Below are 21,557 nucleotides of genomic sequence, written 5' to 3'. Positions count from 1 at the left end.
CCGCCGGGAAGGGGTGCACCGCCGCCGCAGCCCGCCGTCGGCCAGGATCGGTGCCGTGGCGACGACGAGGCCGGCCGAGCAGCCCGTGCTGGACGGCCGGCGGGTCCGGTTGCGCCCCTGGCGGACGCAGGACGCCCCGGCGGTGCTGGCGGCCTGCCAGGACCCGGAGATCCAGCGGTGGACGCAGGTGCCGGTGCCCTACGGTCCGGCGGACGCCGAGGAGTTCGTCACCGGCATCGCACCGCGGACCTGGGCCGAGGGCGGCGCGCTGTTCGCCGTCGTCCGCCCCGGCGACGACGCCCTGGTCGGCAGCACGGGGCTCTTCCCGCCGGTGGACGGCGTCGGCGAGCTCGGCTACTGGACCGTCCCCGGGCAGCGCGGGCAGGGGCTCACCGCCGAGGCGCTGCGGCTGCTGGCGGACTGGTCGCTCGACGTGGTCGGCCTGCACCGGGTGGAGCTGCTCGTCGACCCCGCCAACACGGCGTCCCGCCGCGTCGCCGAGCGGGCCGGGTTCGTCGCGGAGGGCACCGTCCGGCAGCGGTTCCTGCACCGCGGGCGGCCGTCCGACGTGGTGCTGCACGCCCGGCTGGCCGGGGATGCGCCGGACGGGTGAGCGCACGCCGTCACCGGGTGGGGGCGCGTGGTCGTCCCTAGACTGCCGGAGTGGAGATCCCTTTCCGTAGTTCCGGCCGCGCCAGCCTCGGCGTGGAGTGGGAGCTGCAGCTCGTCGACCGGGAGACCCGCGAGCTCGCCCCGGGCGCGGTCGAGATCCTCGAGGCGATCCGCCCCGAGGGGGCCGAGGAGCACCCGAAGGCCAAGCACGAGCTGCTGCAGTCGACGGTGGAGATCATCACCGGTGTCTGCACCACGGTGCGCGAGGCGAAGGCCGACCTCGCGGGCACCCTCGCCGAGGTCGTCGCCCAGGCCGACCGGCGGGGCCTCGGCCTGCTGTGCGCGGGCACGCACCCGTTCACCGACTGGCAGACGCAGGAGATCTCGCCCAAGGAGCGCTACCAGGAGCTGGTCGAGCGCATGCAGTGGCTGGCCCGCCGCCTGCAGATCTTCGGGGTGCACGTGCACGTGGGCGTCCGCGCGCCGGAGAAGGTCATCCCGATCGTCAACGCGCTGTGCCAGTACGTGCCGCACCTGCTGGCGCTCTCCTCGTCGTCCCCGTTCTGGGTCGGCTGCGACACCGGGCTGGCCTCGGCCCGCACCAAGATCTTCGAGGGGATGCCGACCGCGGGGCTGCCCTTCCGGCTCGACGACTGGCACGAGTTCGAGGAGTACATGGAGACGCTGATCTCCACCGGGAGCATCGAGAGCGTCCGCGAGGTGTGGTGGGACATCCGCCCGCATCCCGACTTCGGCACCGTCGAGCTGCGCATCTGCGACGGGCTGCCGACCCTCGACGAGGTGGGCGCCGTCGCGGCGCTGGCCCAGTGCCTGGTCGAGCAGTTCGACACCCAGCTCGACCGCGGTTACACGCTGCCCCGCCCCGAGGAGTGGGTCGTGCGGGAGAACAAGTGGCGGGCGTCCCGCTACGGCCTGGACGCCGAGATCATCGTCGACGAGCACTACGCCGTCCGGCCGGTGCGGGAGGCGATCACCGAGCTGGTCGAGGAGCTGATGCCGACGGCCAAGCGGCTGGACTGCCAGGCCGAGCTCTCCGACGTGCTGCGCATCCTCGAGGTCGGCGCCTCCTACGAGCGGCAGCGGGCGGTGGCCCTGGCGCACGACGGCGGCCTGGCGCCGGTCGTGGACGGCCTGCTGGCCGAGCTGCGCGACGGCCTGCCCACCTCCGGCCCGGCGGGCCGGCCCGACGGCCCGGTCCCCGGCCCGGCCGAGTGCGCGGGCGGTCACGCGGCATGACCCCGGTCGTCGAGAAGCTGGCATCGGCGGTCGACGAGTGGGTCACCGCGAACGGGCCCGCGCTGTCGGCCACCCGCCGGCACCTGCACGCCCACCCCGAGCTCGGCTACGCGGAGTTCGAGACGACCTCCTTCCTCGAGGAGCGGCTGCGCCACCACGGGCTGGCCCCGCGCCGGCTGCCCACCGGCACCGGCCTGACCGTCGACGTCGGGACCGGCGGAGGGCCGGTGGTCGTGCTGCGCGCGGACATCGACGCGCTGCCCCTGAAGGACCTCAAGGACGTGCCGTACGCCTCCACCCGCGAGGGCCTGGCCCACGCCTGCGGCCACGACGTGCACACGACGGTGGTGCTCGGCGTCGCCGTCGCGCTCGCCTCCCTCGACGGGTTGCCCGGGACGGTGCGCTGCGTCTTCCAGCCCGCGGAGGAGACGGTGCCGGGCGGGGCCACCGAGGTGGTCGCCTCCGGCGTGCTCGACGGGGCGTCGCGGGCGTTCGCGCTGCACTGCGACCCGTCGATCCCGGCGGGGAGCGTCGGGCTGCGGACCGGCGCCATCACCGCGGCCTGCGACCGGATGGACGTGACGCTCACCGGGCCCGGCGGGCACACCGCCCGGCCGCAGCTCACGGTCGACCTCGTCGACGCCCTCGGCCGGCTGATCACCGAGGTGCCGGGGCTGCTCTCCCGCCAGATCGACCCGCGGTCGGGCATGTCGGTCGTCTGGGGGGCCGTCAACGCCGGCGTCGCGGCCAACGCCATCCCGCAGCGGGGGACGCTGCGGGGCACCGTCCGGGTGCTGGACCGGGAGGCGTGGAAGGGCGCCGAGGAGCTGCTGCGCTCGCTGGTGACGCGGGTCGCCGCGTCCACCGGGGCCGAGGTCGACGTCGACTACATCCGCGGGGTGCCGCCGGTGGTCAACGACCCGCGCGCCGTGGCGCTGCTGCGCACGGCCGCGCTGGGCACCGTCGGGCCGGAGAACCTGGTGCTGTCCCCGCAGAGCATGGGCGGGGAGGACTTCGGCTGGTTCGCCGACGTCATGCCGATCGCGCTGGCCCGCCTGGGCACCCACGGCGGCGGCGCGCCGCTGGACCTGCACCGCGGCACGTTCGACGTCGACGAGCGTGCCATCGGCGTCGGCGTGCGGCTGCTCGCCCGCGCCGCGTTGCTCGCGCTCGAGGCCGACGCCGAGCCGTCCCCGGGCAGCGCAGGTGCACCCCCTCGCACGCGGAGACCGGCCCCCGGAGACACTTCTGCCCGACGAGCCCTCGACGAGAGGCGGGAACCGCAGGATGAGCACGACCGACGAGACGACCGGCCAGGGGCCGGCGGCAGCTGACGCCGAGGTGCCGGCCGAGCACGCGGTCCCCGAGGACCTCGTGCTCGCGGGCGAGTTCGACGCGGTGACCCGCGACCAGTGGCGCGAGCTGGTCGCGGGGGTGCTGCGCAAGGCCGGGCGCGAGGAGCTCCCCGACCCGGTCGAGGACGCGCTGCGCCGGCCGGTCGCGCCGGGCGTGACGGTGGCGCCCCTCTACACCGCCGAGGACGCCGGGGACCTCCCCGCGGGCGCGGGCGTGCCCGGCCTCCCGCCGTTCGTGCGCGGCGCCCGCCCCGCAGGTGGGCCGGCCGGCTCGGCCGAGGTGACCGCCTCCGGTGGCGCCGAGGGCGGCGCGTCCGGCGGGTGGGACATCCGCCAGCGGCACGCCCACCCCGACGTCGCCACCACCAAGGAGGCGATCGCGGCCGACCTGGAGAACGGTGTCACCTCGCTGTGGCTGGTCCTCGGCGAGGGGGCGGTCCCCGTCGATGCGCTGGGCGAGGTGCTCACCGACGTCTACCTCGACCTCGCGCCGGTGGCGGTGCAGGGCGGGCAGGCGGCCGCGGAGGCGTTCCTCGACCTGGTCGAGGGGCGCACCGACCTGGCCTCCGGCGGCTCGCTCGGGCTCGACCCGCTGGGCGTCGAGGCGGCCTCGGGGGAGCGTCAGGACCTCTCCGGGCTCGCCGGCCTCGCCCGCCGCGCCGCCGCGCACGCCGGTCTGCGCTCCGTCGTCGTCGACGGCACCGTCTTCCACGACGCCGGCGCCTCGGTGGTCGAGGAGCTGGGCTGCTCGCTGGCCGCGGGCGTGGCCTACCTGCGGGCCCTGACCGACGGCGGGCTCACCCTCGACGAGGCGGCCGCCCAGCTGGAGTTCCGCTACGCCGCCTCGGCCGACCAGTTCACGACCATCGCCGCGCTGCGCGCCGCCCGCCGGCTGTGGGACCGCGTCGGCGAGGTCAGCGGGGCCTCGCCCGAGGCCCGGGCCCAGCGGCAGCACGCCGTCACCTCGTCGGTGATGACGACGAAGCGGGACCCGTGGGTCAACATGCTGCGCACCACGGTGGCCTGCTTCGCCGCCGGTGTGGGCGGTGCCGACGCGGTGACCGTGCAGCCGTTCGACGCCGCGCTGGGCCTGCCCGACGCGTTCTCCCGCCGCATCGCGCGCAACACCCAGAACCTCCTCGTGGAGGAGGGGCACCTGGGCCGCGTGCTCGACCCCGCGGGCGGCTCCTGGTACGTCGAGTCGCTGACCGACGAGCTCGCCCGCGCCGCGTGGGAGTGGTTCACCGAGATCGAGCGGGCCGGCGGGCTCTCCGCGGCGCTGGCCTCGGGCCTCGTGCGCGACCGGATCGCGCAGGCGTGGGACGCGCGGGCGCAGCGCCTGGCCACCCGCGCCGACGCGATCACCGGCGTCAGCGAGTTCCCGCACCTCACCGAGAAGCTGCCCGCCCGGCAGCCGGCCGCCGAGGTGCTCCCGGCCACCGGCGGGCTGCCGCGGGTGCGCGCCGCGCAGGAGTTCGAGGCGCTGCGCGACGCCGCCGACGCCGCCGAGCAGTCGACGGGGACCCGCCCGGCGGTGTACCTCGCCACGCTCGGCCCGATCGCCCGGCACACCGCGCGGGCGACCTTCGCGGCCAACCTGTTCCAGGCCGGTGGCCTGGCCACCCCGTCCGGGGACGGCCCCGGCGGGCTGGCCGGCGCGGGCACGACCGTGGCCTGCATCTGCGGCACCGACAAGGACTACGCCGAGCACGCCGCCGCGCTGGCGGCGGAGCTGGAGGCGGCCGGCGCCACGCAGGTGTGGCTGGCCGGCAAGCCCGACCTCGCCGTCGACGGGGTCGACGGGTACGTATTCGCCGGGTGCGACGCCCTCGCGGCGCTGCGCACGGTGCACGAGCAGCTGGGAGTGAGGGCATGAGCGGCATCCCCGACTTCGGCGACGTCGAGCTGGGCACCCCCTCGACGGCGGCCTCGGCCGCTGAGTGGGCCAAGGCCTTCGAGGAGGCGGCCTGGGAGACCCCGGAGGGCATCTCCGTCCCGCCGCTGTACACGCACGAGCACCTCGAGGGCCTGGACTTCCTGGAGACCCTGCCGGGGCTGCCGCCGTTCCTGCGCGGCCCCTACCCGACGATGTACACGACGCAGCCGTGGACGGTCCGCCAGTACGCGGGCTTCTCCACCGCCGCGGAGTCCAACGCCTTCTACCGGCGGAACCTCGCCGCCGGGCAGAAGGGCCTGTCGATCGCCTTCGACCTGCCCACCCACCGCGGCTACGACTCCGACCACCCCCGCGTGCCCGGCGACGTCGGCATGGCGGGGGTGGCGATCGACTCGATCCTGGACATGCGGCAGCTGTTCGACGGCATCCCGCTGGACCGGATGAGCGTGTCGATGACGATGAACGGCGCCGTGCTCCCGGTGCTGGCGCTCTACATCGTGGCCGCCGAGGAGCAGGGGGTGGAGCCGGGTCAGCTGACCGGCACCATCCAGAACGACATCCTCAAAGAGTTCATGGTGCGGAACACCTACATCTACCCGCCCAAGCCCTCGATGCAGATCATCAGCGACATCTTCGCGTTCACCTCGCAGCGGATGCCGAAGTTCAACTCGATCTCGATCTCGGGCTACCACATCCAGGAGGCCGGGGCGACGGCCGACCTGGAGCTGGCCTACACGCTGGCCGACGGCGTGGAGTACCTGAAGGCCGGCAAGGCCGCCGGGATGGACGTCGACGCGTTCGCGCCCCGGCTGTCCTTCTTCTGGGCGATCGGCATGAACTTCTTCATGGAGGTCGCCAAGCTGCGGGCCGGGCGGCTGCTGTGGGCGAAGCTGGTGAAGGAGGCCGGGGCGCAGAACCCGAAGTCGCTGTCGCTGCGCACCCACTCGCAGACCTCGGGCTGGTCGCTCACCGCGCAGGACGTCTACAACAACGTCGTCCGCACCTGCCTGGAGGCCATGGCCGCCACCCAGGGGCACACCCAGTCGCTGCACACCAACGCCCTCGACGAGGCGCTCGCGCTGCCGACCGACTTCTCCGCCCGCATCGCCCGCAACACCCAGCTGCTGCTGCAGCAGGAGTCGGGCACCACGCGGGTGGTCGACCCGTGGGGTGGCTCGGCGTACGTCGAGAAGCTCACCTACGACCTCGCCCGCCGCGCCTGGGCGCACATCGAGGAGGTCGCCGAGCACGGCGGCATGGCGCAGGCCATCGACGACGGCATCCCCAAGCTGCGCATCGAGGAGGCGGCGGCCCGCACCCAGGCGCGCATCGACTCCGGGCGCCAGCCGGTGATCGGCGTGAACAAGTACCGGGTCGACGCCGACGAGGCGATCGAGGTGCTCAAGGTCGACAACGCCGACGTGCTGGCCCAGCAGAAGGCCAAGCTGGAGAAGCTGCGCGCCGACCGCGACGGCCGGGCCGTGACCGAGGCGCTCGGCCGGCTGACCGACGCCGCCCGCGCCGCCGCCGAGGGCCGCCGCGGCAACGACCTCGACGCCAACCTGCTCAAGCTCGCCGTCGACGCCGCGCGGGCCAAGGCCACCGTCGGGGAGATCTCCGACGCGCTCGAGGAGGTCTACGGCCGGCACGCCGGGCAGGTGCGCACCATCTCCGGCGTCTACCGCGACGAGGCAGGAGCATCCGGGCCGATGGAGGAGACCCGCCGGATGGCCGAGGAGTTCGCCGAGGCCGAGGGCCGCCGGCCGCGCATCCTCGTGGCCAAGATGGGCCAGGACGGGCACGACCGCGGCCAGAAGGTCATCGCCACCGCCTTCGCCGACCTCGGCTTCGACGTCGACGTGGGCCCGCTCTTCCAGACCCCCGACGAGGTCGCGCGGCAGGCGGTCGAGGCGGACGTGCACGTCGTCGGCGTCTCCTCGCTCGCCGCCGGCCACCTCACGCTGGTGCCGGCGCTGCGCGACGCGCTGGCCGAGCTGGGGGCCGACGACGTGCTCATCGTCGTCGGCGGCGTCATCCCGCCCGACGACGTGCCGACGCTCAAGGAGATGGGCGCCGCCGCGGTCTTCCCGCCCGGCACCGTCATCGCCGAGGCGGCGCAGGAGCTGCTGCGGACGCTGTCCTCGCGTCTCGGCCACTGATGCCGCGGGAGATCGACGTCCCGGCGCTCGCCGAGGGGGTGCTCGCGGGGGACCGCCGGGTGGTGGCGCGCGCCATCACGCTGGTGGAGTCCCGGCGGGCCGACCACCGCGAGAAGGCGCAGGAGCTGCTGGTCGAGCTGCTGCCGCACGCCGGGGGAGCACGCCGCGTCGGGATCAGCGGCGTGCCCGGCGTGGGCAAGTCGACCTTCATCGACCAGCTCGGCGTGGACCTCACGGCGGCGGGCTCGAAGGTCGCGGTGCTGGCCGTCGACCCGTCGTCGGCCCGCTCGGGCGGCTCGATCCTCGGGGACAAGACGCGGATGGCGCGGCTGGCGGTCGACCCGCAGGCGTTCATCCGGCCCTCGCCGACCTCGGGCACCCTCGGCGGGGTGGCGCAGGCGACGCGCGAGTCGATGGTCGTCGTCGAGGCGGCGGGCTACGACGTCGTGCTGGTGGAGACCGTCGGCGTCGGGCAGTCGGAGATCACCGTCGCGGAGATGGTGGACTCGTTCCTGTTCCTGACCATCGCCCGCACCGGGGACCAGCTGCAGGGCATCAAGCGCGGCATCCTCGAGATCGCCGACGTCATCGCCGTCAACAAGGCCGACGGCCCCGCGGCCGCCGACGCCCGCAAGGCGGCGAGGGAGCTCTCCCAGGCGATCCGGCTGCTGCGCGGGCGCGGCACCGGCTGGGACGTCCCGGTGCTCACCTGCGCCGGGCTCACCGGTGACGGGCTCGACGAGGTCTGGGCCAAGCTGGTCGAGCACCAGGAGCGGGCCAAGGTCTCGGGGGAGTTCGACGAGCGGCGGCGGGCCCAGCAGGTGCGCTGGACCTGGCAGCTGGTGCGCGACGGGCTGGAGCACCAGCTGCGGTCGCACCCGGGCGTGCGGGCCGCCGTCCCCGGCCTGGAGCAGGCGGTGCTGACCGGGGAGCTCACCCCGGCGCTGGCCGCGCGGCAGGTGCTGGAGCTCTTCCAGGGGGGCGCCGGCGCCGGGCGGGCCTGACCACACCCGCCCCGTGCGCCCGTCGTCCCGCACCCACCCCCACGGTCCCGTGTCGGACGGCTCCGTCACCCGGCGTCAGCTCCGGCTCCTCTAGCGTCACCTCGTCACCGAGCGAGGGAGAGGCGTGTCCGAATACCGCGAGCAGGGGCCGGCGACGGGCGAGCGCCTGCGGGCCGTCGACGGCCTGCGCTTCCTCGCCGCGCTGGCCGTCGTCATGTTCCACTTCACCGGCCGCGACAGCGTGGCGTGGGCCGAGAGCGTCCGCGACGTGTTCCCGTTCCTCAGCCGCTTCACCATCTACGGCGGTTTCGGCCCCTACCTGTTCTTCATGATCAGCGGGTTCGTCATCCTGATGAGCACCTGGGACCGCTCGGTGCCCTCGTTCATCGGCTCCCGTGTCGGCCGGCTCTACCCCGCCTACTGGTTCGCCGTCGTGTTCACCGGCATCGTGCTGGTGACCAACCGCTCGATCCTCCCCGACTGGGACGCCGTGGGCCTCCCGGGCGCGGCGCTGAACCTGACGATGTTCCAGTCGGCAGTCGGGGTCCCGAACCTCGACGGGGTCTACTGGACGCTGTGGGTGGAGATGAAGTTCTACGTCCTCCTCCTCGGCATGTCGCTCATCGGCATCACCCGGGAGCGGGTGCTCGCGCTGTGCCTCCTCTGGCCGGTGCTGGGAGCGCTGGCGGCCCGCGCGGAGTCGGCGGTCCTCACCGAGATCCTGATGCCGGACTACGCGCCGTTCTTCTGCCTCGGCATCCTGGTCCACCTCGTGCACCGCGAGGGGTGGAGCGCCGGCGCGGGGCTGCTGCTGGCACTGAACCACCTCTTCGCGCTGTGGGTCTGCGCGGCGTACTACATCCCCTGGTCGGCCCAGGTGGCCGGCGCGCCGGTGTCCTTCCGCGCGCTCGCCGTGCTGCTCACCCTGTGCGTCCTCGCCCTCGCCGTCGCGACCCTGACCCGGGTGAGCCGGGTGGACTGGCGGTGGCTGACCTTCCTGGGCGCCCTGACCTACCCGCTGTACCTCACCCACCAGGTGGCCGGCTGGGTGCTGCTGCACCGGCTCGGCCCGGTGCTGCCGGCCTACGTCGCCCTGGCCGTGGTGGTGGCGCTCGTGCTGGTGCTCGCCTACCTGGTGCACCGGTACGTCGAGCGGCCCTTCGGGGGGCGGCTGCGGCGCGCGGTGGAGCGCGACCTGGACCGGGCGGCGACCCGGCGGGAGCCGGCCGCCGGTGGTCACGACGGCACGCTGGACCCCAGCGGTGGTGGCCGGTCGCGCCCGCTGCCCCCGCTGCCGTCGTCGCGGGTGCCGGCGGAGCGGGGCGCTAGCCTGCTGGAGACCGTCACCCCGGGGGCCGGGCGGCGCTGACGCGGCCCGGCACCGGTCACTGGCGGACGACCAGGTTGGTGCTGTCGACGAACCGGCCGACGTCGGTGCTCAGCATCTCGATGACCTGGGCCACGTGCTCCGGCTGCATGATCGTCGACGGGTCCTCGTCGGGCGCCAGCGTCCGGCGGAGGTCCGTCGCGGTCCGGCCGGGGGAGATGCACACCACCCGGGTGCCGTAGATGGCGAGCTCCTCGCGCATGACCTCGCTCATGTTGATGACAGCGGCCTTCGACGCCGAGTACGTCAGCCACCCCGAGCGGCCCTGGATGCCCGCGGTCGAGGCGACGTTGACGACCACCTCGAACCTGTTCCCCAGGCGCAGCAGCTCCTGGACGATCGTGAACGGGGCGTAGAGGTTGACCGCCATGGTCCGCTCGAACTCCTCGAAGCGGATCTGGTGGATGGGCTGCGGGTTGGTGTAACCGGCGTTGTTGACGAGCACGTCGACGTTGCCGTGGGCCGCGTGCACGTCGCGCACCAGGCCGCGGATGCCGGGCCGGTCGGCCAGGTCGAAGGGGCGCGCGGAGACCGCGACGGCCGGGTTCAGCGCGGAGACCCTCGCGACGGCGTCCTCGAACGCCCGGGAGCTGCGGGCCACCAGCACCAGCTGCGTCACGTCGTCCCGCGCTGCGAAGCGCTCGGCGGTTCGGAGCCCGATCCCCTTCGACGCCCCGGTGACCAGGACGGTGCGGCCCTCAGTCACCCTCGGTCTCCCCGTGCAGCAGGGACACCGCGAGGTGGATGTCGGTGGGCGTGGTCACCTTGATGTTCGTGTCCTGGCCGTCGATGTAGTGCACCGGGATGCCGGCGGCGGCGAGCATGGAGGCGTCCTCGGTGAAGCCGTGCCCCTGGGTCGCGGCGAACGCGTGCGCCGCGGCGAGGTCGGCGAGGGCGAACTTCTGCGGCAGCTGCACGTTGCGCAGCCGGGCCCGGTCCAGGTAGCCGGTGACCGCGCGCGTCGCCGGGTCCACCGGGGCCACGGTGAACGGGATCGGGACCATGTAGCTCACGTTCCGCTCCGGCGAGCGGATGAGCCGGCTGAAGTCGGCGGAACGCACCAGCGGCCGGGCCGCCTCGTGCAGGACGACGTCGTCGTTCCGGCACAGCTCCAGGGCGGCGGCGACCGAGTCCTGGCGGGTGGCACCGGCCGCGACGTAGTCCACAGGGGTGCGGATGGCGTAGTCGCGGACGATGCCCTCGACCTCCTCGCGCCAGCCCTCCGGGTAGTTGAGGACGATCTGGTCCAGCTCCGGGACCGCGTCCGCGGCGACGAGCGAGTACACGAGGATCGGGAGGCCGTTGACCGTCAGGAACTGCTTCGGCCGGTCCGCGCGCATCCGGGTGCCGCTGCCGCCGTTGAGCAGAACGAGTGAGTACACGTGCGATCCGTCCTCGTCCGGGTGGGGCCGGGAGGTCCGGGGACCACCCGGGCCGTCCGGCGGAGCCGGGCCATCCTCGCAGACCTGCTGGGCGGCCGATCGCGTGCAGGCCGGTCAGAAGGCGCTGCGGCAGTCCCGGGAGCGCAGCTCGCGCACGTAGTCGTCCGGGGCCCCGGCAGCCTCCGCGGCGTCGGCCACGGCGCCCAGGTGCCGGGCCGAGGGCAGCCCGCCCTCGAAGGCGTCCAGCACGTAGACGTAGGCGACGACGTCCCCGCCCAGCGCGTGCACCCGCAGGTGCACCCGGCGGTAGAGGCCGGAGTCGGCGCCCTCCCAGGCGTCGAGGGCCCGCTCGTCGGCCTCGGTGAGGTCGTAGAGCGCGACGAACACGCCCGGCGGCGCCTCCTCCTCCGGGACGAGGGTCGCCAGCGCACCCTCCCAGCCGAGCTCCTCGCCCCCGAACGTCAGCCGCCAGCCGCGGATCCACCCGGTCCCGGTGTGCGGGGACGACGGGCACCGGCGCAGCATCTGAGCCGGGTCCATGTTCGACCCGTACGCGGCGTAGAGGCCCATCCCCGCGAGCCTAACCAGGGACACCGGGCGGCCGGGAGCGGGCGGTGGCGCCGATCCCGGCCGCGGCGGGGACAATGGCGGGGACGGACCGATCGGCAACGGAAGATGGAGCCATGACCCGCATCGTCATCATCGGTGGTGGCCCGGCCGGCTACGAGGCCGCGCTGGTCGCCGCGCAGCTCGGTGCGCAGGTCACCGTCATCGAGCGCGACGGCATCGGCGGCGCCAGCGTGCTCACCGACTGCGTCCCCTCCAAGGCCCTGATCGCCGCGGCCGGGGCCATGACCTCGGTGCGCGACTCCGCCGTCCTCGGCGTGCACGGCGCCGAGCTCGCGACCGTGAGCCTCGACCTGCCGGCGGCCAACCAGCGGGTGAAGAACCTGTCGATGGCGCAGTCGGCCGACATCCACGCCCGCCTGGTCGCCGAGGGGGTGCGGATCGTCCGCGGTCAGGCCCGGCTCGCGGACGAGGAGCCGGGCCTGGCCGCGCACGCGGTGGAGGTCCTCGACGACGACGGCACGGTCACCGAGGAGATCGCGGGCGACGTCGTCCTCATCGCCACCGGCGCCGACCCGCGGGTGCTGCCGGGCGCCGAGCCCGACGGCGAGCGGATCCTCGACTGGCGTGACGTCTACGACCTCCAGGAGCCGCCGGAGCACCTGGTGGTCGTGGGCTCGGGCGTCACGGGTGCGGAGTTCGCCTCCGGCTACCTCGAGGCCGGCGTCCCGGTCACCCTCGTCTCCTCCCGCGACCGGGTGCTGCCCGGGGAGGACTCCGACGCCGCCGAGGTCCTCGAGCAGGTCTTCCAGTCCCGCGGTGGCCGGCTGGAGCGCGGCCGGGCCGCCGGCGTGACGCGCACCGAGAAGGGCATCGCCGTCGAGCTCACCGACGGGCGCTGCGTCGAGGGCTCGCACGCCCTCATGACCGTCGGCACGGTGCCCAACACCTCCGAGCTGGGCCTGGAGCGGGCCGGCGTGCAGCTGACGGAGTCCGGCCACGTCGTCGTCGACCGCGTCTCCCGCACCTCGGTGCCGGGCGTCTACGCCGCCGGTGACGTCACCGGCGTCTTCCAGCTGGCGTCCGTGGCCGCGATGCAGGGCCGGATCGCCATGTGGCACGCCCTCGGCGAGGCGGTCGCGCCGATCAAGCTCAAGACGGTGGCCGCGAACGTCTTCACCCATCCCGAGATCGCCACCGTCGGCGTGCAGGAGAAGTCGCTCGCCGAGAACGCCGACGTCGAGGCGGTGCGGCTGCCGCTGGCGACCAACGCCCGCGCCAAGATGAGCGACCTGCACGACGGGTTCGTGAAGCTGTTCGCGCGGCGCTCGACCGGCGTCATCGTGGGCGGCGTCGTCGTCTCACCAGGGGCCTCCGAGCTGGTGCTGCCGATCGCGCTCGCCGTCACCAAGGGGCTCACGGTGGACGACCTCGCGCAGACCTTCGCGATCTACCCGTCGCTGTCGGGGTCGATCACCGAGGCCGGGCGCCGCCTCATGGGGGCCGACGACCTGGCCTGACGACAGCCGGGGGAGCCGGGGCGCCTGCGGCGGGTGTGACGGGAGTTCGGCTCAACATCGCCGGCCCGGTGCCGATGCGGCCCCGGCCTGCCGAGTCAGGAGTCGATGTCTCCTGACCACGACCTCCGTCGTCCCCGCGGCCGCCGTCGTCCCGCCCGCCCGCTCGGGCTGGCCGGTGCCGTGCTGGCCGCCGCGCTCGGCGTCGTCGCGACGCCCGCGGTGGCCGTCGCGGACAGCGGGACGACGGCGACGGTGCGGGGCGAGCTCGTGCACGTCTGGGCGGAGGGCGCCGAGGGGCACCACGCCGAGGGGGCCGACGACGCCACCCGGCTGAGCTGGGTCGCCACGGCCGCGGGTGCGGTGCGGGTCCCGGCCGAGCAGGTGGCCGACGTCCCCTCCGGTGCCACCGTCGAGCTGACCGTCGGGCGCCCGGTCGAGGACGAGGCCAGCGCCGACGGCATCGACCCGGCCCGCACGGTGCTGGAGAGCGACGTCCTGGCCCCGCCGCCGGCCCCGGACGTGGAGCCGCAGCCCGCGCCGCGCGGCGGCCTCACCAACGAGGTCACCGTCGTCCTGGTGGCGCCGGCGGGGACCGACCCGGACGGCACGCAGCTGCGCGACGTCGTCGCGACGGTCGACGGCCCGGTCGCCCGGTACTGGTCCGAGCAGAGCGGCGGGGCGATCACCCTCGGCGTGACCGCCCGGCACGGCTGGGTGCGCACCACCGCCGGCTGCGCGGACCCGCAGGCCCTCTGGGACGAGGTCGCCGCCTCGGTCGGGTTCACCGCCGGCCCCGGCAGGCACCTGGTGCTCCGGCTGAGCGGCGAGGCCGCCGGCCTGCCGGCGTGCTCGTACGCCCTGGCCCAGGTCGGCACCTCGCCGGCGTCGGGCGGGCGGGTCTACGTCCGCGACGGCGGCGCCTCGGTGCTCGCCCACGAGCTCGGCCACAACTTCGGTCTCGGCCACTCGTCGGGGGAGCAGTGCGACGGCGCCGTGGAGGGCGGCACCTGCCGCACCGCCGGCTACCGCGACTACTACGACGTGATGGGCGCCTCCTGGGCCCAGCTCGGCTCGCTGAACGCCGTCCAGGCCGCCGCGCTCGGGGTCCTGCCCGGCGAGGCGCAGCGCACCGTCTCGGTGGGGGAGGGCGCCACGGGCGTCACCCTGGCGCCGCTCGCCGGTGGCACCGGTCTGCGGGCGCTCCGGCTGGTGGACGCCGAGGGCGTCGCCTACTGGCTCGAGTTCCGCGCCGCGACCGGCCGCGACGCCTGGCTCGGCACGCGGGACAACGTCTACCGCCTCGACGCCGGGGTGCTGCTGCGCCGGGCGGGCCAGTTCCCCGACACCTCGCTGCTGCTGGACGGGACCCCCGGCCCGGCCGGCCGCTGGGAGTCCGACCTCCAGTTCGCGCTGCCGGCCGGGATCCCGGTCCCGCTGTCCGAGGGCGACTTCACGGTCACCGTGCGCAGCGTCGACGGCAGCGGGGCGGTGCTGGAGGTGGTCCCGGCGGCCCGGCCCGCGACGGCTGCCGCGGCGGTGGACACCGGCTCCGGCGGCGGGAGCGCCCCCGGGCGCGGTGCGCCGGTCGCGCCGGCCGCGGACGCCCCCCAGGGGAACGGCGTGGCAGCGGAGGCCGCGGACGAGCCGGAGCCGGCGCCGGCCCCGGTGGTCCACATCGCGGTACCCCGGGCCACCCTCTCCCTGGAGCCGGTCGCCGACACCTCCAGCTCGGCCGGCGGCCTGCTGCTGCCGGTCGCCGGGACGGTGCTCGGCGGGTCGGCCCTGCTGCTGGTGCGGGTGCTGCGCCGGCACCGCCTCCGCGGGTGACGGGGTCGGCCGACGGGTTCAGTTCCGCCCGGCTCCGGCCGATGCACTGGGGTAGTCCCCTCGGCCCAGGAGAGCACGTGCGCCTCACCCCCCGTTCCCGACCCCTGCGGGCGTCCGTCCTGGTCGCCGCGGGGGCGGTGACCCTCACCGTGCTCGCCGCACCGGCGTCGCAGGCGCAGGACGACGTCGCACCCGCCGGCTCGACGATCGTCGGCGAGCTCGTCCAGGCCTACACGGACCCGGGGCCGCACGACGCGCACGGGGACGGCGACGAGCACGCGACCGAGGGGCCGGGGCTGCTGAGCTGGATCGACGTCCCCGACGGCGAGGCGGTCCGCGTACCCACCGAGGACGTGGGCGGCATCGAGACGGGCGCCACCGTCGAGGTGACCGTCGGTGGCGAGGTCCGGGACGAGGCCACCGTGGAGCAGGGGCTCGAGCCGGCCCGCGAGGTGGTCACCGCCGAGGTCGTCGCCCCGGCGGAGCCCGCCGCGACCACCGTGCCGCACACCAACGGGGTGACCGTGGTGATGGTGCAGCCCGGCGGTGCGCCGCGCGACGGCCGGGTGCTGGCCGACGTCGTCGCCGCCGTCGACGGCCCGGTGCGGCAGTTCTGGCAGGAGCAGAGCGACGGCGCGGTCACCGTGGCGGTCACCGGCAGCCACGACTGGATCGCCACGACGGCCGGCTGCGCCACCCCCTTCGAGCTGTGGAAGGAGGCGGGCAACGCGGTCGGCTGGACGGCCGGGACGGGCAAGCACCTGGTGCTCTACGTGCCGTCCGGTACCCCCGGCTGCGGTTACGGCCTGGGCACGATCGGGTCGGGCATCGGCAGCGGCGGCAGGGTGTACGTGCAGGACACCACCACCTCGGTGCTCGCCCACGAGCTGGGGCACAACTTCGGTCTCGGGCACTCGTCGGCGGTCCAGTGCGACGGCACGCCCGAGACCGCGCCGTGCCGGATCGTCGAGTACGACGACATGTACGACGTCATGGGCATCTCCTGGCACCAGGTCGGCACGCTGAACGCCACGAACGCCGCCCGCCTGGGCCTGCTGCCGTCGGCGGCGCAGCGCTCGGTCTCCGCCACCGGCACCGGCGGCACCGTCACGCTGGCCCCGATGGGCGGCCGCAGCGGGCTGCGCGTGCTCGCGCTGACCACGAGCACCACCCGGTACTGGGTCGAGTACCGGACCGCCACGGGCCGCGACACCTGGCTGTCCGACCCCGGGGCCAACTACGGCCTGCAGCCGGGGGTCCTCGTGCGCCGCGACGGTCCCGGGCCGAACAGCGACACCTCGCAGCTGCTGGACGGCACCCCCTCGGCGCAGGCCGGGTGGGGCACCGACCAGGGGACGGTCCTGCCGGTCGGCGGCCGGATGCACCTCGGCGAGGGGCTCGTCGTCGACGTCACCGGCGCCTCCTCGACGGGGGCGACCGTCACCGTGCGCACGGCGGCCGACGGGCCGGCCGCTGACAGCCCGATCGCGATGCGGTACGCGGCGCTGGGCGGCGAGGGTGGCCGGCTCGGAGCCGCCCTCTCCGAGTGCGCTGCGGGCTGAAGGACGGCGGCTGCTACCAGGTGTTCCAGGGTGGGGCGCTGTACTGGTCGCCGGCGACCGGGGCGAAGGCGGTCAGCGGCTTCTTGTGGTCGCGGTGGGCGTCGCTGGGCTACGAGGGCGGGTGGCTGGGCTACCCGGCCGGTGACGTGCGCTGCGGGCTGAAGGACGGCGGCTGCTACCAGCTCTACCAGGGTGGCGCGCTGTACTGGTCGCCGGCCACCGGGGCGAAGGCGGTCAGCGGCTACCTCTGGGACCGCTGGGCGGCGATGGGGTACGAGGGCGGCCGGCTGGGCTACCCGACCACCGACGTGACCTGCGGGTTGCGCGGTGGCGGCTGCTACCAGATCTACCAGGGCGGGGGCGTCTACTGGTCCGGCGCCAGCGGCGCCTGGATCGTCGAGGGATCGCTGTGGGGGAGGTGGGCGGCCCTGGGGTACGAGGCGGGCTCGCTGGGCTACCCGGTCTCCGACGTCGTGTGCCTGCGGGACCGCCCCGGGTGCTACCAGCGGTTCCAGGGTGGGACGCTGCACACCTGATCCGGGACGGCGCGAGGGCCCGTCCCCCGGAGACCGGGGGACGGGCCCTCGCGCCGTGCGGCTGGGGCTACTCCGCGGCGTCGGCGATGGTGCAGATCACCGCGCCGCTGGTGACCGAGGCGCCGACCTCCGCCGACAGCCCGGTGACCGTGCCGCCCTTGTGCGCGGTGATCGGCTGCTCCATCTTCATCGCCTCGAGCACGACGACCAGGTCACCGGCCTCGACGGTCGCGCCCTCCTCGACGGCGACCTTGACGATGGTGCCCTGCATCGGCGAGGTGAGGGAGTCGCCGGACGCAGCCGAGCCACCGTGACCGGAACCCCGCTTGCGCGGCTTGGCCGCGGCGCCGGGTGCCGCGGCACCCCCACCGGCGGCGAGGCCCGCGGGCAGCGAGACCTCCAGCCGGCGGCCGCCGACCTCGACGACGACCGTCTGCCGCGGCGTCTCCTCGTCCTGGCCGGCCGCGGCGGCGGTGTGGGGCTGGACCTGGTTGTCCCACTCGGTCTCGATCCAGCGGGTGTGCACGGTGAACGGCTCGCTGGTGAAGGCCTCGTCGCGGACGACGGCGCGGTGGAAGGGGATGACCGTGGGCATGCCCTCGACGACGAGCTCGTCCAGGGCGCGGCGGGCGCGCTGCAGCGCCTCCTCGCGGGTGGCCCCGGTGACGATGAGCTTGGCCAGCATCGAGTCGAACGCACCGGCCACCTCGCCGCCGGTCTCGACGCCGGAGTCCCAGCGCACGCCGGGCCCCTGCGGGATCTCCAGCCGCTCCACCGGGCCGGGCGCGGGCATGAAGTTCCGCCCGGCGTCCTCGGCGTTGATGCGGAACTCGATGCTGTGCCCGCGGGGCGCCGGGTCCTCGGTGATCTCCAGCGGGAGGCCCTCGGCGATGCGGAACTGCTGGCGGACCAGGTCGATGCCGCTGGTCTCCTCCGACACCGGGTGCTCGACCTGGAGGCGGGTGTTGACCTCGAGGAAGGAGATCGAGCCGTCGGTGCCGACGAGGTACTCGACGGTGCCGGCGCCGTGGTAGCCGGCCTCCTTGCAGATCGCCTTGGCCGACTCGTGGATGCGGGCCCGCTGCTCGTCGGTGAGGAAGGGCGCCGGCGCCTCCTCGACCAGCTTCTGGTTGCGCCGCTGGAGCGAGCAGTCGCGGGTGCCGACGACGATCACGTTGCCGTGGGTGTCGGCGAGCACCTGGGCCTCGACGTGCCGGGGCTTGTCCAGGAACCGCTCGACGAAGCACTCGCCGCGGCCGAAGGCGGCGACGGCCTCGCGGACGGCGGAGTCGAACAGCTCGGGGATCTCCTCCATGGTGCGGGCGACCTTGAGGCCGCGACCGCCACCACCGAAGGCGGCCTTGATCGCCACCGGCAGCCCGTGCTCCTCGGCGAAGGCCACGACCTCGTCGGCGCCACCGACCGGGTCCTTGGTGCCGGGGACCAGGGGGGCGCCGGCCTTGGTGGCGATGTGCCGCGCGGCGACCTTGTCGCCGAGGTCGATGATCGCCTGCGGGGAGGGGCCGATCCAGGTCAGCCCGGCGTCGATCACCGCCTGGGCGAAGTCGGCGTTCTCCGACAGGAAGCCGTAGCCGGGGTGGATGGCGTCGGCGCCGGACTGCTTCGCCGCGTCGAGGATCTTGTCGATCACCAGGTAGGAGTCACCGGGCGTCGTGCCGCCCAGGGCGAACGCCTCGTCGGCGACGCGCACGTGCAGCGCGTCCCGGTCGGGTTCGGCGTAGACCGCCACGCTGGTCAGACCCGCGTCCTTGCAGGCGCGGGCAACGCGGACCGCGATCTCGCCGCGGTTGGCGATGAGGACCTTCTGCACCGGTGCTCTCCCTCTTCTGTGGGCCGGTCGAACTCTTGTCGGGTTCCGCGCCGGGCGCGGCGGTGGATCGGGCGGGGCGCTCAGCGGCGCCAGAGGTCGGTGATCGTCAGGCCGCGCTTGCCCAGCTGGGTCCGCAGGACCGTCAGGGACAGCCCCACCACGGCGGCCGGGTCGCCCTCGACGCGGCGCACGAAGGGTGCACCGAGCCCGTCGAGGGTGAACGCGCCCGCCACCGCCAGCGGCTCCCCGGTCGCGAGGTACGCCTCGACCTCCGCCGGCGTCGGCTCGGCGAAGTAGACGACGGTGGAGGCCACTGCGATGTCCCGGCTGACGACCGCGCCGTCCCGGACGTCGAACAGCGCCTGGCCGGTGTGCAGGACGCCCGAGCGCCCGGCCATCCGGCGCCAGCGGTCGCGGGCCTCGGCCGCGTCCGCGGGCTTGCCCTGCGGCTTGCCGCCGAACTCCAGCAGGGAGTCCGCGCCGATGACGAGCGCGTCGGTCTCGCGCTTGGCGACCGCGGCGGCCTTGGCGGCCGCCAGGACGGCGACCTGCTCGGCCACGCGCGGGGCCGGGTGCGCCGACTCGTCGACGTCGCTGACCACGACCTCGGGGGACAGCCCGGCCTGCCGGAGGAGGGAGAGGCGGGCCGGTGACGCCGAGGCGAGGACCAGCCGGCGTTCCGCGGTCACGCGAACCGCCCCGCGGCCCGCCAGCCACCGGGGCCGGCGCGGAGCCCGCCGCGGTGCGCGTCGCCGTAGGACGCCCAGGCGCCGACCGGGGTGGCCCGGCGGCGGGTGCGGGGCTGCGACAGGGCGGCGACGACCACGGTGAGCGCCGCCAGCTCCTCCGCCGTCGGCTCGCCCCTGACCACCCGCAGCAGGGGAGGTCTGTCGTCGTAGTCCGGTCGCGCCGAGTGGGACCCGGAGGGGTCCGCGGAGGCGTGACGATCGCGCTCGTCGCCGTCGGGGGACGGCAATTGGCCGCGGTGCGGCCCGGAGGGTCGCGATGTCACAGCGGGATGTTCCCGTGCTTCTTGGGCGGCAGGGTCTGCCGCTTGTTGGCCAGCACCCGCAGCGCCTTGGTCACCTGCACGCGGGTGTGCGACGGCGGGATCACCGCGTCGACGTACCCGCGGTCAGCGGCGATGTAGGGGTTGGCGAGGGTGTCCTCGTACTCCGCGATGAGCTCGGCGCGCCTGGCGTCGGGGTCCTCGGCCGCGGCCAGCTCCTTGCGGTAGAGGATGCCCACCGCGCCCTGCGCACCCACCACGGCGATCTGCGCGGTCGGCCAGGCCAGGTTGACGTCGGCCCCGAGGTGCTTGGAACCCATCACGTCGTAGGCGCCGCCGTAGGCCTTGCGGGTGATGACGGTGACCTTCGGGACGGTGGCCTCGGCGTAGGCGTAGATGAGCTTGGCGCCGCGCCGGATGATCCCCTCCCACTCCTGCGACGTGCCGGGCAGGAAGCCGGGGACGTCGACGAAGGTGAGCACCGGGATGTTGAACGCGTCGCAGGTGCGCACGAAACGGGCAGCCTTCTCGCTGGCGTCGATGTCCAGCGTGCCGGCGAACTGGGTGGGCTGGTTGGCCACGACGCCGACCGGCCGGCCCTCGACCCGGCCGAAGCCGATGAGGATGTTCGGTGCGAACAGCGGCTGCACCTCGAGGAACTCGCCGTCGTCGAGGACGTGCTCGATGACGGTGTGCATGTCGTAGGGGGTGTTCGCCGAATCGGGGACGAACGTGTCGAGCTCGCGGTCCTCGTCGGTCAGCGCGTCCGGCAGCACGGTCTCGACCGGCGCCATCTCGACGGCCGGCAGCGGGTCGAGGTTGTTGCTCGGCAGGTAGGAGAGCAGCGCCTTCACGTAGTCGAGCGCGTCGTCCTCGTCCTCGGCCAGGTAGTGCGCGACGCCGGACTTGGTGTTGTGCGTCCGCGCGCCGCCCAGTTCCTCGAGCGTGACGTCCTCACCGGTGACGGTCTTCACGACGTCCGGGCCGGTGATGAACATCTGGCTGGTCTTGTCGACCATGACGATGAAGTCGGTGAGCGCGGGGGAGTACACGTGCCCACCGGCGGCCGGCCCCATGACCAGCGAGATCTGCGGGATGACGCCGGAGGCGTGCACGTTGCGCTGGAAGATCTCGCCGTAGAGGCCGAGGGAGACCACGCCCTCCTGGATGCGCGCGCCGCCGCCCTCGTTGATGCCGATGACGGGGCAGCCGTTCTTGATGGCGAAGTCCTGGACCTTGACGATCTTCTCGCCGTAGACCTCGCCCAGGCTGCCGCCGAAGACGGTGACGTCCTGGGAGAAGATCGCCACCGGCCGGCCGTCGACGGTGCCGTAGCCGGTGACGACGCCGTCGCCGAAGGGCCGCTTGTCGGCCATGCCGAAGTTGGTCGAGCGGTGCCGGGCGAACTCGTCGAACTCGGTGAACGAGCCCGGGTCCAGCAGCGCCTCGATCCGCTCGCGGGCGGTCATCTTGCCCGCGGCGTGCTGCTTCTCGACGGCGCGCTCGGAGCCCGCGTGGACGGCCTCCTGCACCCGCCGCTCGAAGTCGGCGAGCTTCCCTGCGGTCGTGTGGATGTCGACGTCGTCGGGGACGTGCTCCCCGGCGCTCTCCAGTTCGGCGGCACTCACGCGGTCTCGATCTCCTCGCTGGCG

At 74.6% G+C, this 21,557-nt stretch carries 18 protein-coding genes; 11 read left to right on the top strand and 7 right to left on the bottom strand.

Features of this window, described 5'->3' with window-relative positions; all coding sequences use genetic code 11:
* Window positions 1-55: 55 nt before the first annotated feature.
* The 7 genes from E9529_RS10115 to E9529_RS10085 all read left to right on the top strand — a co-directional run bounded on the left by E9529_RS10115 (window position 56) and on the right by E9529_RS10085 (window position 9,653).
* Entirely contained in the window at window positions 56-613 is a 558-nt protein-coding gene (locus E9529_RS10115) for a GNAT family N-acetyltransferase (protein WP_236831027.1), read from the top strand.
* 50 nt (window positions 614-663) lie between these two features.
* Window positions 664-1,869 carry a glutamate--cysteine ligase gene (locus E9529_RS10110; RefSeq protein WP_236831026.1) on the top strand — a complete coding sequence of 402 codons (1,206 nt, stop codon included), beginning with the start codon at window positions 664-666 and terminating at the stop codon, window positions 1,867-1,869.
* Complete coding sequence (locus E9529_RS10105) at window positions 1,866-3,203, top strand: amidohydrolase (protein ID WP_236831025.1); 1,338 nt, start codon at window positions 1,866-1,868, stop codon at window positions 3,201-3,203. The genes E9529_RS10110 and E9529_RS10105 overlap by 4 nt, the downstream gene beginning before the upstream one ends.
* Window positions 3,157-5,100, top strand: coding sequence for a methylmalonyl-CoA mutase subunit beta (locus E9529_RS10100; RefSeq protein ID WP_236831024.1), 1,944 nt, complete (start codon window positions 3,157-3,159; stop codon window positions 5,098-5,100). Before E9529_RS10105 ends, E9529_RS10100 begins: the two co-directional genes overlap by 47 nt.
* Complete coding sequence (gene scpA / locus E9529_RS10095) at window positions 5,097-7,280, top strand: methylmalonyl-CoA mutase (RefSeq protein ID WP_236831023.1); 2,184 nt, start codon at window positions 5,097-5,099, stop codon at window positions 7,278-7,280. The genes E9529_RS10100 and scpA overlap by 4 nt, the downstream gene beginning before the upstream one ends.
* On the top strand, window positions 7,280-8,284 hold the full coding sequence (gene meaB, locus E9529_RS10090; RefSeq protein WP_236831022.1) for a methylmalonyl Co-A mutase-associated GTPase MeaB: 1,005 nt from the start codon (window positions 7,280-7,282) through the stop codon (window positions 8,282-8,284). The genes scpA and meaB overlap by 1 nt, the downstream gene beginning before the upstream one ends.
* Before the next feature lie 124 nt (window positions 8,285-8,408).
* Window positions 8,409-9,653 (top strand): acyltransferase, encoded by a 1,245-nt coding sequence (locus E9529_RS10085; protein WP_236831021.1) that lies wholly within the window; start codon window positions 8,409-8,411, stop codon window positions 9,651-9,653.
* A gap of 16 nt (window positions 9,654-9,669) precedes the next feature.
* Here E9529_RS10085 and E9529_RS10080 read toward each other — a convergent pair whose 3' ends face one another.
* From E9529_RS10080 to E9529_RS10070, 3 genes are all read right to left on the bottom strand, one after another.
* The gene (locus E9529_RS10080) at window positions 9,670-10,377 is read right to left on the bottom strand and encodes an SDR family NAD(P)-dependent oxidoreductase (protein WP_236831020.1); all 708 of its coding nucleotides are present in this window, start codon (window positions 10,375-10,377) and stop codon (window positions 9,670-9,672) included.
* Window positions 10,370-11,053, bottom strand: coding sequence for a 2-C-methyl-D-erythritol 4-phosphate cytidylyltransferase (locus E9529_RS10075; RefSeq protein ID WP_236831019.1), 684 nt, complete (start codon window positions 11,051-11,053; stop codon window positions 10,370-10,372). Before E9529_RS10075 ends, E9529_RS10080 begins: the two co-directional genes overlap by 8 nt.
* Before the next feature lie 114 nt (window positions 11,054-11,167).
* Window positions 11,168-11,623: a gamma-glutamylcyclotransferase family protein gene (locus tag E9529_RS10070; RefSeq protein WP_236831018.1), complete on the bottom strand. Its 456-nt coding sequence runs from the start codon at window positions 11,621-11,623 to the stop codon at window positions 11,168-11,170.
* Window positions 11,624-11,736: 113 nt separating this feature from the next.
* On the opposite strand from E9529_RS10070, the gene E9529_RS10065 reads away from it, so the two are divergent.
* The 4 genes from E9529_RS10065 (at window position 11,737) to E9529_RS10045 (ending at window position 17,065) form a co-directional block, all read left to right on the top strand.
* Window positions 11,737-13,140: an NAD(P)H-quinone dehydrogenase gene (locus tag E9529_RS10065; RefSeq protein ID WP_236831017.1), complete on the top strand. Its 1,404-nt coding sequence runs from the start codon at window positions 11,737-11,739 to the stop codon at window positions 13,138-13,140.
* A gap of 105 nt (window positions 13,141-13,245) precedes the next feature.
* Window positions 13,246-14,967, top strand: coding sequence for a reprolysin-like metallopeptidase (locus E9529_RS10060; RefSeq protein WP_236831016.1), 1,722 nt, complete (start codon window positions 13,246-13,248; stop codon window positions 14,965-14,967).
* A 77-nt stretch (window positions 14,968-15,044) separates the two neighbouring features.
* Window positions 15,045-16,529, top strand: a complete 1,485-nt coding sequence (locus tag E9529_RS10055; RefSeq protein WP_236831015.1) for a reprolysin-like metallopeptidase — start codon at window positions 15,045-15,047, stop codon at window positions 16,527-16,529.
* Window positions 16,514-17,065, top strand: coding sequence for a hypothetical protein (locus E9529_RS10045; protein ID WP_308195273.1), 552 nt, complete (start codon window positions 16,514-16,516; stop codon window positions 17,063-17,065). Before E9529_RS10055 ends, E9529_RS10045 begins: the two co-directional genes overlap by 16 nt.
* A gap of 67 nt (window positions 17,066-17,132) precedes the next feature.
* Here the strand turns inward: E9529_RS10045 and E9529_RS10040 are convergent, their stop codons facing one another.
* From E9529_RS10040 to E9529_RS10025, 4 genes are all read right to left on the bottom strand, one after another.
* Window positions 17,133-18,896, bottom strand: a complete 1,764-nt coding sequence (locus E9529_RS10040) for an acetyl/propionyl/methylcrotonyl-CoA carboxylase subunit alpha (protein WP_236831014.1) — start codon at window positions 18,894-18,896, stop codon at window positions 17,133-17,135.
* A gap of 80 nt (window positions 18,897-18,976) precedes the next feature.
* The gene (locus E9529_RS10035) at window positions 18,977-19,585 is read right to left on the bottom strand and encodes a nucleoside triphosphate pyrophosphatase (protein ID WP_236831013.1); all 609 of its coding nucleotides are present in this window, start codon (window positions 19,583-19,585) and stop codon (window positions 18,977-18,979) included.
* Entirely contained in the window at window positions 19,582-19,767 is a 186-nt protein-coding gene (locus E9529_RS10030) for an acyl-CoA carboxylase subunit epsilon (RefSeq protein ID WP_236831012.1), read from the bottom strand. The genes E9529_RS10035 and E9529_RS10030 overlap by 4 nt, the downstream gene beginning before the upstream one ends.
* Window positions 19,768-19,904: 137 nt before the next feature.
* Complete coding sequence (locus tag E9529_RS10025; RefSeq protein ID WP_236831011.1) at window positions 19,905-21,533, bottom strand: acyl-CoA carboxylase subunit beta; 1,629 nt, start codon at window positions 21,531-21,533, stop codon at window positions 19,905-19,907.
* Window positions 21,534-21,557 lie beyond the last annotated feature (24 nt).

It is taken from the genome of Blastococcus sp. KM273128 (assembly GCF_021698975.1).
GTDB lineage: Bacteria > Actinomycetota > Actinomycetes > Mycobacteriales > Geodermatophilaceae > Blastococcus.
This window is presented reverse-complemented; position numbering and strand designations above follow the sequence as displayed.